This is a genomic window from Achromobacter pestifer (genome assembly GCF_013267355.1).
Lineage (GTDB): Bacteria > Pseudomonadota > Gammaproteobacteria > Burkholderiales > Burkholderiaceae_B > Achromobacter > Achromobacter pestifer_A.
Map to the genome: position 1 here is coordinate 1983574 of NZ_CP053985.1, position 15124 is coordinate 1998697.

A 15124-nucleotide genomic window follows, 5' to 3' on the forward strand; every position below is an offset into this window, starting at 1 on the left:
CAGACCAGGGCCGCGCCAAGTCCCGGCCCTGCTTGCAAAAAAGGTGACTCATGTCTTTCGTCTTTGACCCCGCCGCCCCCGTCGCCGTGCCCGTCGCCGGCAGCCAGGACCGCTTCCCTGTGCGCCGCGTCTACTGCGTCGGCCGCAACTACGCCGCCCACGCCCGCGAGATGGGCTTCGACCCCGACCGCGAACCGCCGTTCTTCTTCTGCAAGCCGGCTGACGCCGTGGTGCCGGTGGCCGAGGGCAGCACGCTGTCGCTGCCCTATCCTTCTGAAACCGCCAACCTGCACTACGAGATCGAACTGGTCGCGGCCATTGGCAAGGGCGGCGCCAACATCGCCGTCGAACAGGCGCTGCAACACGTCTGGGGCTACGCCGTGGGCCTGGACATGACCCGCCGCGACCTGCAGATGAAGATGCGCGAAGCTGGCCGCCCCTGGGAACTGGGCAAGGCCTTCGACCAGAGCGCTCCCATCGGTCCGCTGCATCCGGCCGGCTCCGTCAAAAGCATCGACCAGGCCGCCATCTGGCTGCAGGTCAACGGCGCCGACAAGCAGCGTAGCGACATCGGCAAGCTGATCTGGTCCGTCGCCGAGACCGTCGCCTACCTGTCCAAGTACTTCCACCTGGAAGCCGGCGACCTGATCTACACCGGCACGCCCGAAGGCGTGGGCCCGGTGGTGCGCGGCGACAAGATGGTAGGCGGCGTGGACGGCCTGGGCACGCTCAGCGTGCAGATGGTCTGAACCTTCCGGGAACCCGCATGCAACTGCACAGCTTCTTCAACAGCTCCACCTCCTACCGCGTACGCATCGCGCTGGCGCTCAAGGGCCAGTCCTACGAGTACCTGCCCGTGAACCTGCGCAAGCAGGAACAGCGCGCTGCGGACTACATGGACAAGAACCCGTCGGCAGGCGTGCCCCTGCTGATCGACGGCGACACCCGGTTGTCGCAGTCGCTGGCCATCGTCGACTACCTGGACGCCACCTACCCCGAGCCACGCCTGATCCCGACCGACACGCTGGAGCGGGCGCGCGTGCTGGAGCTATCCGACGCGATTTCCTGCGACATCCATCCGGTCAACAACATGCGCATCCTGCGCTATCTGCAGGACGTGCTGGGCGCCAGCGACGAGCAGAAGAACGCCTGGTACCACCACTGGATCCGTGAGGGCATGACGGCCGTGGAAGCGATGCTGGTCCGCCACGGCCACGGCGCCTACTGCTACGGCGACGCGCCCACGCTGGCGGACTGCTGCCTGGTGCCGCAGATGGCGAACGCGCAGCGCATGGGCTGCGATCTTTCCCTCTATCCCCGCGCACTCCGCGTATACGAACATTGCAACGCGCAGCCTGCCTTCCAACAGGCCGCCCCTACGCAGCAACCGGACTACACCCCATGAGCAATCAGGAACCCGACACCCAGGGCAAGCCGCTGCGCGAATACACCGACCCGGCCTACCGCCCCTTGTGCGCCACGCTGGCGGACGTGCGCGCCAACATCGACCGGCTGGACGACGAGATCGTGCGCCTGATCGCCGAGCGCGCCATGTACGTGAAGGACGCCGCGCGCTTCAAGCGCGACGCTTTCCAGGTCAGCGCGCCCGCCCGCCAGGCGCAAGTCTTCGAAAAGGCGCGCCTGCTGGCCGAACGCCACAACCAGGGCTTCGCCAATCTGGACCAGGTGGTGGACGCCACCTACCGCGCCATGGTCGCCGCCTTCATCGCCAACGAGCAGACCTACTTCAACACCATGAAGGACCTGGGAGACACCCATGCATAAGCTCTCCACGCCGCCGCTGGCGCGCCGCAACGCCTGCCTGGCGCTGATCCTCGGACTGGCTGCCGTGATACCCCTGGGCGCCGCGCATGCCCAGGCCTGGCCGGCCCAGCCGCTCAAGGCCGTCGTACCCTTCGGTCCTGGCTCCAGCCCCGACCAGGTGGCGCGCATCGTCGGCGAGAAGGCCGGCGCCATCCTGGGCCAGACCATCGTCATCGAGAACAAGCCAGGCGCCAGCGGCAATATCGGCACCTATGCCATCGCCAACGCCAAGCCCGACGGCTACACCTTCGGCGTGTCCATCACCGGCCCGCTGGTCAACAACACGCTGCTGTTCGACAAGCTGCCCTATGCGCCAGCGACCGACCTGTCGCCGCTGACGCTGGCGGTGCACCAGCCCAACGTGCTGGTCGTGCCCGCCACGGCCGGCATCGCCAACATCGGCCAGTTGCTGGAAGCGCTGAAGAAGAATTCGGACAAATACAACTTCCCGTCCACCGGCGCCGGCACGGTGTCGCACCTGGCCGTGGAACTCATGCTGCAGCAGACCGGCGCGCGCGCCACCCACGTGCCCTATCCCTCGTCGCCCGCCGCGCTGACCTCGCTGCTGTCCGGCGACACGCAGTTCGCCGCCCTGCCCCCCATCGCCGTCATGCCCATGGTGAAGGACGGGCGCCTGAAGGCGCTGGCCGTCACCTCGTCCAAGCGTTCCGCGCTGCTGCCCGAGATTCCGACGCTGGCTGAAGTCGGCGTGCAAGGCATCGAGGGCTCGGCGTGGATCGGCTTCGTGATCTCGTCCAAGGTCCCCGCCGACATCCAGCAGAAACTGTCCGACGCGCTGATCCAGGCCATCCGCGACCCCGAAGTCACCAAGCGCCTGCAAGCGCAGTTCATGGATCCCGCCGCCACCACGCCTGTCCAGTTCCGCGCCTACATGGACGACGAGCTCAAGCGCTGGGAACCGTTGATCAAGAAGCTGGGCATCAAGGGCCAGTAAACCGGCGCCCGCCCGCGCGGCGCAACCCAAGCAAGGAGTACACCGGATGCTCATCACCGAACCCGCCCGCCAGGTTCCGCTCTACGGCGAGTATGACGTCGTCGTGCTGGGCGGCGGCCCCGCCGGCCTGCTGGCCACGGCCAGCGCCGCGCGCAATGGCGCCAGCGTGCTGCTGGTGGAACGCTACGGCTTCCTGGGAGGGATGGGCACGGCCGCCGGCGTATCCAACTTCTGCGGCCTGCACGCGAACGTCCGCGGCGACATCCGGCAGGTCGTCCACGGCATGACCGACGAACTGCTGGACCGCATGCGCGCCCTGGACGGACTCAACGATCCGCACCTGATCCTGGGCAAGATACACGCCCAGGCCTACGACATTTCGGCCTTCAAGTGCGCGGCGGACGGACTGGTGCAAGCCAGCGGCGCCCAGGTGCTGTTCCATGCCCTGGCCACCGGTCTGGCGCGCGGCGCGGATGGTGGCGTGGACGCGCTGTTCCTGGAGACCAAGTCCGGCCGCTGCGCCGTGCGCGCCAGGGTCTTCATCGATTGCTCGGGCGACGCCGACATCGCCCACTGGGGCGGCCTGCCCTTCGAGAAGGGCGACGAGCACGGCGGCATGCTCTATCCGACGCTGATGTTCAAGGTGGGCAATGTCGACGGCGCCCGCGCCCAGGAAGCCTGGAAGACCATCCCGCAGCTGATGGACCAGGCCGCGGCCAGCGGCGAATTCACCTTCCCGCGCCGCGGCGCCATCGTGCGTCCGCAAAAGCATGATTACGAATGGCGGGTCAACGTGACCCAGCTGGCCAACGCCGACGGCAGCGCGGCCGACGGCACCGATGCCGACTCCCTCTCGGCCGGCGAGCTCGAAGGCCGCCGCCAGATCGTGCAGTACCTGGCCTTCCTGCGCGCCAAGGTGCCGGGCTTCGAAAACGCCTACGTGCTGGACATCGCCCCGCAGCTGGGCATACGCGAAACCCGCCGCATCGTGGGCGAGGCCATGTTGAGCAAGGAAGACGTGCTGGGCTGCGCCGACTTTGCGGACAGCATCGGCGTCAACGGCTGGCCCCTGGAAATGCACACGGCCGGCGACGTGCAATGGCTCTGGCCGCCGATCCCGGAATCGCGCGGCTATAACCAGCTGCCGTTCCGCATGATGGTGCCCAAACGCGCGCCGGGCGTGGCCGGCAACGTGCTGGTGGCCGGGCGCTGCGCCTCCATGACGCACGAAGGCCAGTCGGCCGCGCGCGTCAGCGGCAGCTGTTTCGTGATGGGCGAGGCGGCGGGCACGGCCGCCGCGATGGCGCTGCGCGCCGGCATCGCGCCGGGCGATGTGCCCATTCCCGCCTTGCAGGCGCAGTTGACGAAACAAGGCGTGTTCCTGGGCGGCCAGGACTGAACGGCGCGGAGGCCACACATGAACGCAACGCAAACAGGAAAGTCCGTGATCGTGGTGGGCGGCGGCATCGGCGGCCTGGCCGCGGCGCTGGCGCTGACCCGGCAAGGCATCGCGGTGCAGCTTTTGGAGCAGGCCGCGCACATCGGCGAGATCGGCGCCGGCATCCAGCTAGGCCCCAACGCTTTCGCGGCGCTTGACGCCCTGGGCGTGGGCCAGACCGCGCGCGGCCGCGCCGTGTTCACCGACCACATCATCATGATGGACGCGGTCGACGCCAAGGAAGTGGTGCGCATCGATACCGGCGAGGCCTTTCGCGCGCGCTTCGGCGGCCCCTACGCCGTGATCCATCGCGCCGACATCCATCTGTCCATCCTCGAAGCCGTGCAGCAGAATCCGCTGATCAGCTTCCGCACCTCCACCCAGATCGCCTCCATGTCGCAGGACGACAAGGGCGTCGAAGTCGTGGACACGCAGGGCAATCGCTACCGCGCCGACGCGGTGGTGGGCGCGGACGGCGTGAAGTCCGTGATCCGCGAAAGCATGGTGGGCGACCCCGCGCGCGTGACCGGCCACGTGGTGTACCGCGCCGTGGTCGAGCGCGAAAACATGCCCGAGGAACTGCGCATCAACGCACCGGTGCTGTGGGCCGGCCCCCACTGCCATCTGGTGCACTACCCCTTGCGCGGCGGCCAGCAATACAACTTGGTGGTGACCTTCCACAGCCGCGAACAGGAAGAATGGGGCGTGCGGGAAGGCAGCAAGGAAGAGGTGCTGTCCTACTTCCAGGGCATACACCCGCGTCCGCACCAGATGCTGGACCGCCCCACGTCCTGGAAGCGCTGGGCCACCGCCGACCGCGAACCCGTGGAGCGCTGGGGCCAAGGCCGCGTCACCATCCTGGGCGATGCCGCCCATCCCATGACGCAATACATGGCTCAGGGCGCCTGCATGGCGCTGGAGGACGCGGTGACATTGGGCGAGGCCGTCAGGCAGTGCGGCCACGACCTGGAGGCCGCGTTCCGCCTGTACGAATCGGTCCGCATCCCGCGCAGCGCGCGGGTGGTGTGGTCGACGCGGGAGATGGGCAGGCTCTATCACGCGCGGGGCGTCGAACGCACCGTGCGCAACATGCTGTGGACCGGCCGCAGCCAGTCCCAGTTCTACGACGCGTTGCAGTGGCTGTACGGCTGGAAGGCGGAAAACTGCCTCGCGGGGCATTCCTCTCAATAGAAAAAATGCAGGCACCCAAGGAGACAATCATGAGAAAAACCGCAATCCGCGGCACCGCCGCCTTCATGCTTGCGCTGGCCACGTTCGCGGCCGGCGCGCAGCAGAAGCCGGTCGACATCGGCTTCATCGGCACGCTGTCCACGCCCGCCGGCTACATCGGCGAAGACGAGCGCGACGCCTTCATGCTGGCGGTGAAGGAAGGCGGCGGCAAGCTGGGCGGCGTGCCGGTCAACGTGCGCGTGGAGGACGACGCGCTCAAGCCCGCCAACGCCAAACAGATCGCCGACAAGATGGTGCAGGGCGGCGTGCGGCTGTTCACCGGCATCAACTTCTCCAACGTCATGGCGGCCGTGGGCCCGACCGTGCTGAACGCAGGCGCCTTCTACGTCAGCCTGAACGCAGGCCCCTCCAACTACGCCGGCAAGGCCTGCAACCCGAACTACTTCGCCGTGGCGTTCCAGAACGATTCCTACGCCGACACCGCCGGCCTGGCGGCCAATGAGCTGGGGGCCAAGCGCGTGGTCATCATGGCGCCCAACTACCAGGCTGGACGCGATGCGGTGGCTGGCTTCAAGCGTACCTACAAGGGCGAGATCGCCGACGAGATCTACACCAAGCTGGAGCAGGCCGACTTCTCGGTGGAACTGGCGCGCATCCGCTCACTCAACCCCGACGCCATCTTCCAGTTCCATCCCGGCGGCGCCGGCATCAACCTGACCAAGCAATTCGCCAACTCCGGCCTGGCCGACAAGATCCGCATGATCACGCCCATCTACTCGATGGACGACCGCATGCTGGCCGCGACCGGTAACGCCGGCAAGGGCTTCTACCTGAGTTCGCTGTGGAGCGCCGACCTGGACAATGCACAGAGCAAGCATTTCGTCGACGCCTTCACCAAGGCCTACAACCGCGCACCCACCGCCTACGCGGCACAGGCCTACGACACCGCCAACCTGATCGGCTCCGCGTTGAAAGCCGTGAACGGCGACATCACCGGCCGCGCCGACGATTTCCGCAACGCGCTGCGCCGCGCCGACTTCCCCAGCGTGCGCGGCAAGTTCAAGTTCGGCCCCAACCAGCATCCGATCCAGGACTGGTATCTGCTGCACATCGAGGCCGGCCCCGATGGCAAGCTGGTCTACAAGAACCTGAAGGTCATCGCCCGCGACCATACCGACGTGCACGCCGCCGACTGCAAGATGTAAATCTGCACCGCGTCCGGCGGATTGCGCGCAGTCCGCCGGACCCACTCCACAAGGAGTCCCCATGCTGATGTTCCTGGAGCAGGTCCTGAACGGCCTGCAGTACAGCGCATTGCTGTTCCTGTTGTCGGCCGGCTTGACGCTGGTGTTCGGCATCATGAACGTCATCAACCTGACGCACGGCTCGTTCTACATGGTGGGCGCGTTCTGCGCCGCCAGCGCGGCCGCCGCCACTGGTTCCTTCGCCGCGGCGCTGCTGGCGGCGCTGGCGGGCGCGGCGATCTACGGCCTGGTGGTGGAACTGCTGGTAATCCGCCATCTGTACCGCCGCGACCACCTGGACCAGGTACTGGCCACGCTGGGTCTGACCTTGTTCACCAACGAAATGGTGACGGTGCTGTTCGGCCGCAGCCCGCCCTTCATGGACATCCCGCCCTTCCTGTCGGGTTCCGTGGAGATCCTGCCCGGCCTGAACTATCCCCTCATGCGGCTGGCCTTCATCGGCGCCGGCGTGCTGGTGGCCGTGGGACTGTGGCTGCTGATCTCGCGCACCCGCGTCGGCATGCTGGTGCGCGCGGGCGCCGACGACGGTGAAATGGTCGACGCGCTGGGCGTGAACATCCAGCGCCTGTTCACGCTGATCTTCACGTTGGGCGCCCTGCTCTGCGGCTTTGCCGGCGTGATGGCCGCGCCGCTCCTGGCGGTGGAAATCGGCATGGGCGAACGCATCCTGATCACCACCTTCGTGGTCATCGTGGTGGGCGGCGTGGGCTCGGTGCGCGGCGCGCTGGTGGGTTCGCTGATGATAGGCATGACCGATGCGCTGGGACGCGCCTACATCCCCTTCTGGATGTCGCAGCTGCTGCCGCCGCAGCTGTCGGATTCGGCAAGCTCCAGCCTGGTCTCGGCCAGCATCTACATCCTGATGGCCATCGTGCTGCTGTTCAAGCCGCGCGGCCTGGTGCCCGCGCAGCGATAGGAACGATATCCATGACCAGAAAAACCATCGTCAACACGATCGGACTGCTGCTGTTCGTGCTGGTGCCGGCCATCGCATCGGCCACCGGCGAGAGCTTCCTGATCAATCTGATGACCCGCTTTCTCATCTACGCCATCGCCGCCGTCAGCCTGGACCTGATCCTGGGCTACGGCGCCATGGTCAGCTTCGGCCATGCCGCCTTCTTCGGACTGGGCGGTTACGTGATCGGCATCGCGGGCTTCCACCTGGCGCAGGGCGACGCGCTGTTCGGCTGGAGCGGCAGCAACGCCGCGCTGGTGATGTGGCCGCTGGCCATCGCTGCCGCCGCGCTAGCTGGCCTGGTGGTGGGCTTCCTTTCGCTGCGCACCTCGGGCGTGCAGTTCATCATGATCATGCTGGCGTTTGGGCAGATGCTGTACTTCATCCTGGTCGGCCTGATGGTCTATGGCGGCGACGACGGCCTGTCCATCGATGCGCGCAACACCCTGCCCGGCCTGGACGTGAACAACCCGACGACGTTCTATTACGTCTGCCTGGCGCTCATGACGGCCTGGGTGCTGGCATGCCGCCGCATCGTCAACTCGCCCTTCGGCATGGCGCTGCAGAGCATCAAGCAGAATCCACGCCGCAGCATCGGCCTGGGCCTCGCGCCACTGCGCTACCGGCTGACCGCCTTCGTGCTGTCAGCCGCGGGCACCGGCCTGGCGGGCGCGCTGTGGGCCAACTACGCCCTCTTCGTCAGCCCCGACATGTCGGCCTGGCAAAAGTCCGGCGAACTCATGGCCATGGTGATCCTGGGCGGCATGGGCTCGATCTTCGGCCCCGTGCTGGGCGTGGCCGTGTACCTGGGCCTGGAACAGGTCGCCACCGCGTGGACCGAACACTGGATGCTGATCCTGGGACCGGTGCTGGTGCTGGTGGTGCTGTTCGGCAAGCGCGGCGTCTATGGCTGGCTGGTGGGAGGCAAGCATCATGACTGATCATCCCAAGCTGGAAATCCGCGACCTGCAGAAATCCTTCGGCGCCGTGCGCGCGACCCAAGGCGTCAACCTGCAAGTCCGTCCCGGCGAACTGCATGCGCTCATCGGCCCCAACGGCGCGGGCAAGACCACGCTGCTGTCGCAGATCAGCGGCGAAATCCTGCCGGACGCGGGCGGCATCCTGCTGGACGGCCGCGACATCACCCGCATGCCCGCCCACAAGAGGCCCGCGGCCGGGCTGGCGCGCTCGTTCCAGATCAGCCAGCTCTACCCCGCCTTCAGCGCCGAGGACAACGTCGCCATGGCGGTGCAGGCGCACAGCCCCGGCGGCTTCAACCTGTGGAAAAGCGCCCGCCGCCTGCCACAGCTGCGCCAGCCCGCCCGACAGGCGCTGGAACGCGTAGGCCTGGGCGAGCGCGCCCACGTGCGCGTATCGGAACTGGCCCATGGCGAAAAACGGCAACTGGAACTGGCGATGGCGCTGTCGCTGGACGCATCGCTGCTCTTGCTGGACGAACCCATGGCCGGCATGGGCGCCGAGGAATCGCAACGCATGACCTCGCTGCTGCAGGAACTGAAGGGCCGCTACGCCATCCTGCTGGTCGAACACGACATGGACGCCGTCTTCGCCCTGGCCGACCGCATCACCGTGCTGGTCTACGGCAAGACCATCTTCACCGGCACGCCCGACGAGGTGCGCCGCCACCCCGACGTGCGCGCCGCCTATCTGGGCGAGGAGGACTGATGCTGCAACTCAAGCAACTACAGGCCGGCTACGGCGCCAGCAAAGTGCTGTTCGGCGTGGACCTGGACATCGCCGCCAGCCAGGTCGTGTCCCTGATCGGCCGCAACGGCATGGGCAAGACCACCACCGTGAAAACCATCATGGGCATGCTGCCCGCGCAGGACGGCAGCATCCTGCTCGACGGCCAGCCCATAGCAGGCCAGGCGCCGCACCGCATCGCCCAGCTGGGCATAGGCCTGGTACCCGAAGGCCGCCGCGTCTTCGGCTCGCTGTCAGTCGAAGAAAACCTGATCGCCACCGCCCGCAACACCCGCGCCGGCTGGCACGTGGGCCGCGTCTTCGACCTGTTCCCCCGCTTGAAGGAACGCCGCGCCCAATCCGCCCGCACCCTGTCCGGCGGCGAACAGCAAATGCTCGCCGTCGGCCGCGCGCTCCTCATCAACCCGCGCCTGCTCATCCTGGACGAAGCCACCGAAGGCCTGGCGCCACTGATCCGCCACGAAATCTGGAACTGCCTGCGCCGCCTGAAGGAAGAAGGCCAGACCATCCTGGTGATAGACAAGAACCTGAAGGAAATGGCGACTCTCGTCGACCGCCACCACGTCCTGGAAAAAGGCCGCGTGGTCTGGCAAGGCAGCCCCGCGGAACTCGCCGCGCAGCCGGAGCTGGCGCAGCGATACTTGGGCGTCTAATCGGATGATTCGCAGAAGCTCAGCCGATTGCCGAACGGATCGATGACCGCCATCACCCTCCCCCACGGCATCTCTTCCACGCCCGGCCGCATATAGCCATAGCCCTTGGCGTTCACCTCGGCCTGGAACTCGTCCACGCCCCGCATCCGCACGAACACCGCGGATCCGGGCGTGGCGTCGCCGTGGTGCTCGCTCAGGTGCAGCACCAGGTCACCGCGATGCACTTGCGCGTACAGCGGCATGCCAGGCTCGAAGCGATGCTCCCAGTCCCACTCGAACCCCAGGAAATCCAGATAGAACTCCCGCGCCTTCTCCACGGAGAAAATGCGCAGGATGGGAATGGCTGCTTGCAGGTGCATGACGGCCCCAGAGAAAAAAAGCAAGGACGCTCAGCATAGACCACGAGACGCACCGCAAAGCGCAAAGCGCACACCATCACGACGCAAGACACCGCGTAAGCCCCAAAAGGCCGCCCGCGCGGCCGGCCTGGGGCGGGCCCCGCAAGACACGCCACCCCACACAGATGTCGGCAAGAACCAGAAGAACCCCAATCGCCCCAGCTGACGTCAAGTTTCAACAGCCAGAGCCCGTCGCGTCGGCGGCCCGCGGTGTGCGGGGCGTCGATAAGCCCGAGGGAATCTGAAGGAACCGCCGCAGGCGGTGACGAAGATGACGAAGGGGAAGTCCGGAGCGAACGCTCCGGACCGCAATCGTTGCCCCGCGCACCGCGGGCCACCGACGCGACGGGCGTCTTAAGAACCAACGACGCCCATCAACAAAAACCGATCAATTCAAACTAGCACCCGAGATCTTCACAATCTCCTGATACTTCGCCTTCTCACCCTTCACAAACTCAGCAAACGCCTCAGGCGTCATCGGCGCAGCCTCAGACCCCATCGTCAGCAAGCGCTGCTTCACATCCGCCTGCTGCATCGCATCCGAGTATGCCTTGTTCAGCTTCGCCACCACCGGCGCCGGCGTGCCGCCCGTCGTGAACACCCCGAACCAGGTCCCCAGGTCAAAGCCCTTGATCCCCGACTCTTCCACCGTAGGCACATCCGCCAGCAGCGAAGAACGCTTGGCGGTGGTCACGGCCAACGCCTTGACCTTGCCGTCCTTGATCAGCGGCGCCGAAGCCGCCAGGTTGTCGAACATGAAGTCCGACTGGCCAGACAGCAGCGCCAACTGCGCAGGCGCCGCGCCTTGATAAGGAATGTGCTCGACATTGATGCCCGCACGCACCTTCAGCAGCTCGCCCGACAAATGCCCGGCGCTGCCATTCCCGCCCGAACCGTAGTTCAGCTTGCCCGGGTTCTTCTTCGCGTAGTCGATCAGATCGGCCAGCTTCTCGATCTTGTTCTTCTCGGCGAACTCGACGTTCATCACCAGCACATTGGGCACCGAGGCCACGATGGTCACCGGCGCGAAGTCCTTCACCGGGTCATACGGCAGATTGGCGAACAGCCACGGATTGATGGCGTGGGTCGCGACCGCGCCCATCACCAGCGTGTAGCCGTCGGCCGGCGCCTTGGCCACCAGGTCGGCGCCGATATTGCCGCCCGCGCCCGAACGGTTTTCCACGATGACCGGCTGCCCCAGCGAGCCGCGCACCTTCTCGGCCAGCATGCGGGCCATGGTGTCCAGCGGGCCGCCGGGCGGGTAAGGCACGACAAAGCGCAGCGGCTTGGTCGGGAAATCGGTAGCCTGGGCCAGCACAGGCGCGCCGAAAGGCAGGGTGGCGGCCAGCGCAACGGCGCCTTGCAACAGGGCGCGGCGCACAGCGCGGCGGGGGGTCTGCGTCATGATGTTGTTCTCCTCGCTTCGGATCAATAGCGGTCAGTAGCATACCGCAGCGAGGAATAAGGCGTAACAAAGAGATACCAGCAGAACCGCCGGCTGTTCCCGCCGCTGCGTCCGCGGCGACAACTCGCCGCCCCAAGAAAAAACCGCCCGTAGGCGGTTTGAGGGGGTCAGTGCAGGATCTGGCTCAGGAACAGCTTGGTCCGCTCGTTCTGCGGATTGTCGAAGAACTCGTCCGGGCTGTTCTGTTCAATGATTTCGCCGCGGTCCATGAAGATCACGCGGTTGGCGACCTTGCGCGCGAAGCCCATTTCGTGGGTCACGCAAATCATCGTCATGCCGCTTTCCTGGGCCAGGGTGACCATCACATCCAGCACTTCCTTGACCATTTCCGGGTCCAGCGCGGAAGTCGGCTCATCGAACAGCATGATCTTGGGGCTCATGCACAACGAACGCGCGATCGCCACGCGCTGCTGCTGGCCGCCCGACAACTGGCCGGGGAATTTCTTGGCCTGATCCGGAATGCGCACGCGCTCCAGGTACTTCATGGCCGTGGCCTCGGCTTCGGCGCGCGGCTTCTTCAGCACCCACATGGGGCCCAGCGTCAGGTTCTCCAGCACCGTCAGGTGCGGGAACAGGTTGAAGTGCTGGAACACCATGCCGACGTCCTTGCGGATGGTCTCGATGTGCTTGAGGTCGTTGGTGAGCTCGGTGCCGTCCACGATGATGTGGCCCTTCTGGTGCTCTTCCAGGCGGTTGATGCAACGGATCATGGTGGACTTGCCCGAGCCCGACGGCCCGCACACCACGATGCGTTCACCCGGCGCGACGTCCAGGTTGATATTGCGCAGCACGTGGAACTGGCCGTACCACTTGTTCACGTCCTGCAGTTTGATGATGGCATCAGACATGCCTGTACTCCCGTAAGTATCGCGATGCGCGCCCGCCCAGGGCGGACGCGCTGCAAAGTTCTAGCGTGCGTGTCCCGTGGCCAGGCGCTTTTCCAGCGACTGGCTGTACTTGGACATGGAGAAGCAGAAGACAAAGTAGATGAGCGATATGAACAGGTACGCCTCCACCCCGAATCCGCGCCATGCCGCGTCGGACAAAGCCGCCTTGGCCGCCAGCGTCAGGTCGAAGATGCCGATGATCACCACCAGCGAGGTGTCCTTGAACAGCGCGATGAAGATGCTGACCAGCGGCGGAATCACGATCTTCAGCGCCTGCGGCAGGATGATCTTGCGCATCTGCTGCCAGTAGTTCAGGCCCAGCGAATCCGCGCCCTCGTACTGGCCCTTGGGAATCGCCTGCAAGCCGCCCCGCACCGTTTCGGCGATATACGCCGCCGCGAACATGATGATCGCGATCTGCGCGCGCAGCAGCTTGTCGATGGAGAAGCCTTCCGGCAGGAACAGCGGCAGCATCACCGAGGACATGAACAGCAGGCTGATCAGCGGCACGCCGCGGATCAGCTCGATGTACACAACGCACAGCGCCTTGATGGCGGGCATCTTGGAGCGCCGGCCCAGGGCCAGCAGCACGCCGATGGGAAACGCGAAGGCAATGCCGAACGTGGACAGGATCAGCGTCAGCGGCAGGCCGCCCCAGCGTGCGTTTTCCACGTAGGTCAGGCCGAACACGCCGCCCCACATCAGGAGCGCCACGGCCGTCAAGCCCACGGTCCAGATGACGGCGAGCTTCCAGTTCCAGAAGCGGCGGATGCCGCTGCACACGATCACCGCGACCAGGATGACGGTCGCGATCAGCGGACGCCATTGCTCGTCGAACGGATAGGTGCCGAACAGGATCAGCCGGTGCTTCTCGATGATGAACGCCCAGCAGGCGCCGCCGGAAGCGCGGCACTCCTGCGCGTTGGTCGCGGAGAAATTCGCCTTGATGAAGGCCCATTCCACCAGCGCCGGCACCGCCATCAGCAGGAACCAGGCCACCAGCACCGTGATGAGGATGTTCAGCGGTGACGAGAACAGGCGCGACTTGATCCAGGCCCAGAGCCCCACATGGGTGCTGGGCGGCGGCAGGCCTTCGGCGGGGATATGCGAAGTGCTGCTCATATCAACGCTCCACCAGCGCGATGCGCTTGTTGTACCAGTTCATGAATATCGAAATCGACAGGCTGACCGTGAGGTAGGCGCCCATGATGATCAGAATGCCCTCGATCGCCTGCCCAGTCTGGTTCAGCGTGGTGTTCACCACCGACACGATGTCGGGGTAACCGATGGCCACGGCCAGCGAACTGTTCTTGGTCAAGTTCAGGTACTGGCTGGTCATCGGCGGGATGATCACGCGCAGCGCCTGGGGCAGCACCACCAGGCGCAGCACCTGCTTGCGGCGCAGGCCCAGCGAACCCGCGGCTTCCCATTGGCCCGTATTGACCGCCTGGATGCCCGAGCGCACCACTTCGGCAATGAACGCCGAGGTGTAGATCACCAGGCCCGCCAGCAAGGCGGCGAATTCCGGCGACAGCGTCAGGCCGCCCGAGAAGTTGAAGCCCTTGAGCTCCGGCATGTCCAGGGTCAGCGAGGCGCCGCTGACCAGCCAGCCGACGATGGGAAAAGCGATGAGCAGGCCGATGGCCGCACGGCCCAGCGGGAACACGCGGCCGGTCTGCTCCTGGCGCTTCTTGCCCCAGTGGCCCAGGAAGATGATCGCAACGATGGCCAGGCCCAGTCCGCCCAGCATCCAGTCCAGCGAATAGCCTTCCAGGCCTGGAACTTTAAGCCCGCGGTTGGAGATGAACACGCCTGGCAGCGGATTGTGCGCCTGGCGCGGGCCCGGCATGTTTTCCGTGATCAGCGCGTACCAGAAGAACAGCTGCAGCAGCAGCGGCACGTTGCGCATCACTTCGACGTAGACCGAGGTGATCTTGGCGACCAGCCAGTTCTTGGACAAGCGGCCGATGCCAATGAGCGTGCCGAGGATCGTCGCCAGCACAATGCCGATGACGGCCACGCGCAGCGTGTTGAGCAGGCCGACCAGGATGGCGCGGCCGTAGGTGTCGGAGGGGCTGTAGGCGATGGGCGTTTCGCCGATCGCGAAACCGGCCTCGCGGTCCAGGAAGCCGAAGCCCGTGGCGATGTTGCGCACGGACAGGTTGTGCAGCGTGTTTGAAACCAGGAACCACACGGCCCAGGCCACCGCGGCCAACGCCAGAACCTGGTAGACCACGGAGCGTACGCCGGGATCGTTCCAGTTCAGACGCCGGGGGGGTGCCGATGCGGGCGCGCTTTTATTGGGAGTATTCATGAGTGAATCTACAGAAGTCGGACACCGGGCGGCGAAGCCGGTAGGGCCGCGCCA

General features: G+C 66.0%; 16 protein-coding genes. 11 read left to right on the forward strand and 5 right to left on the reverse strand.

Annotated elements, in window-relative coordinates:
* Positions 1–50: 50 nt before the first annotated feature.
* From FOC84_RS09620 to FOC84_RS09670, 11 genes are all read left to right on the forward strand, one after another.
* Positions 51–749 (forward strand): fumarylacetoacetate hydrolase family protein, encoded by a 699-nt coding sequence (locus tag FOC84_RS09620; protein ID WP_173144216.1) that lies wholly within the window; start codon positions 51–53, stop codon positions 747–749.
* Between the two features lie 17 nt (positions 750–766).
* Positions 767–1405, forward strand: a complete 639-nt coding sequence (maiA, locus tag FOC84_RS09625; protein WP_173144217.1) for a maleylacetoacetate isomerase — start codon at positions 767–769, stop codon at positions 1403–1405.
* Positions 1402–1785, forward strand: a complete 384-nt coding sequence (locus tag FOC84_RS09630; RefSeq protein WP_173144218.1) for a chorismate mutase — start codon at positions 1402–1404, stop codon at positions 1783–1785. The genes maiA and FOC84_RS09630 overlap by 4 nt, the downstream gene beginning before the upstream one ends.
* Complete coding sequence (locus tag FOC84_RS09635; protein ID WP_173144219.1) at positions 1778–2779, forward strand: Bug family tripartite tricarboxylate transporter substrate binding protein; 1002 nt, start codon at positions 1778–1780, stop codon at positions 2777–2779. Before FOC84_RS09630 ends, FOC84_RS09635 begins: the two co-directional genes overlap by 8 nt.
* A 46-nt stretch (positions 2780–2825) precedes the next feature.
* On the forward strand, positions 2826–4178 hold the full coding sequence (locus FOC84_RS09640; protein WP_173144220.1) for an FAD-dependent oxidoreductase: 1353 nt from the start codon (positions 2826–2828) through the stop codon (positions 4176–4178).
* Between the two features lie 18 nt (positions 4179–4196).
* Complete coding sequence (locus FOC84_RS09645) at positions 4197–5408, forward strand: 3-hydroxybenzoate 6-monooxygenase (RefSeq protein WP_173144221.1); 1212 nt, start codon at positions 4197–4199, stop codon at positions 5406–5408.
* 29 nt (positions 5409–5437) lie between these two features.
* Positions 5438–6613 carry an ABC transporter substrate-binding protein gene (locus FOC84_RS09650; protein ID WP_173144222.1) on the forward strand — a complete coding sequence of 392 codons (1176 nt, stop codon included), beginning with the start codon at positions 5438–5440 and terminating at the stop codon, positions 6611–6613.
* A gap of 61 nt (positions 6614–6674) precedes the next feature.
* Positions 6675–7589 carry a branched-chain amino acid ABC transporter permease gene (locus FOC84_RS09655; RefSeq protein WP_173144223.1) on the forward strand — a complete coding sequence of 305 codons (915 nt, stop codon included), beginning with the start codon at positions 6675–6677 and terminating at the stop codon, positions 7587–7589.
* Positions 7590–7600: 11 nt separating this feature from the next.
* On the forward strand, positions 7601–8569 hold the full coding sequence (locus FOC84_RS09660) for a branched-chain amino acid ABC transporter permease (RefSeq protein ID WP_173144224.1): 969 nt from the start codon (positions 7601–7603) through the stop codon (positions 8567–8569).
* Complete coding sequence (locus tag FOC84_RS09665; protein WP_173144225.1) at positions 8562–9314, forward strand: ABC transporter ATP-binding protein; 753 nt, start codon at positions 8562–8564, stop codon at positions 9312–9314. Before FOC84_RS09660 ends, FOC84_RS09665 begins: the two co-directional genes overlap by 8 nt.
* Positions 9314–10006 carry an ABC transporter ATP-binding protein gene (locus FOC84_RS09670; RefSeq protein ID WP_173144226.1) on the forward strand — a complete coding sequence of 231 codons (693 nt, stop codon included), beginning with the start codon at positions 9314–9316 and terminating at the stop codon, positions 10004–10006. The genes FOC84_RS09665 and FOC84_RS09670 overlap by 1 nt, the downstream gene beginning before the upstream one ends.
* Here the strand turns inward: FOC84_RS09670 and FOC84_RS09675 are convergent.
* The 5 genes from FOC84_RS09675 to FOC84_RS09695 all read right to left on the reverse strand — a co-directional run bounded on the left by FOC84_RS09675 (position 10003) and on the right by FOC84_RS09695 (position 15070).
* Positions 10003–10365: a glyoxalase superfamily protein gene (locus FOC84_RS09675; RefSeq protein ID WP_118933914.1), complete on the reverse strand. Its 363-nt coding sequence runs from the start codon at positions 10363–10365 to the stop codon at positions 10003–10005. The genes FOC84_RS09670 and FOC84_RS09675 overlap by 4 nt on opposite strands.
* 427 nt (positions 10366–10792) lie before the next feature.
* Positions 10793–11809, reverse strand: a complete 1017-nt coding sequence (locus FOC84_RS09680; RefSeq protein ID WP_173144227.1) for a Bug family tripartite tricarboxylate transporter substrate binding protein — start codon at positions 11807–11809, stop codon at positions 10793–10795.
* A 167-nt stretch (positions 11810–11976) separates the two neighbouring features.
* Positions 11977–12717, reverse strand: coding sequence for an amino acid ABC transporter ATP-binding protein (locus FOC84_RS09685; RefSeq protein WP_173144228.1), 741 nt, complete (start codon positions 12715–12717; stop codon positions 11977–11979).
* Positions 12718–12777: 60 nt separating this feature from the next.
* Positions 12778–13878, reverse strand: a complete 1101-nt coding sequence (locus FOC84_RS09690; protein ID WP_173144229.1) for an amino acid ABC transporter permease — start codon at positions 13876–13878, stop codon at positions 12778–12780.
* 1 nt (position 13879) lies between these two features.
* Positions 13880–15070 carry an amino acid ABC transporter permease gene (locus tag FOC84_RS09695; protein WP_173144230.1) on the reverse strand — a complete coding sequence of 397 codons (1191 nt, stop codon included), beginning with the start codon at positions 15068–15070 and terminating at the stop codon, positions 13880–13882.
* Positions 15071–15124 lie beyond the last annotated feature (54 nt).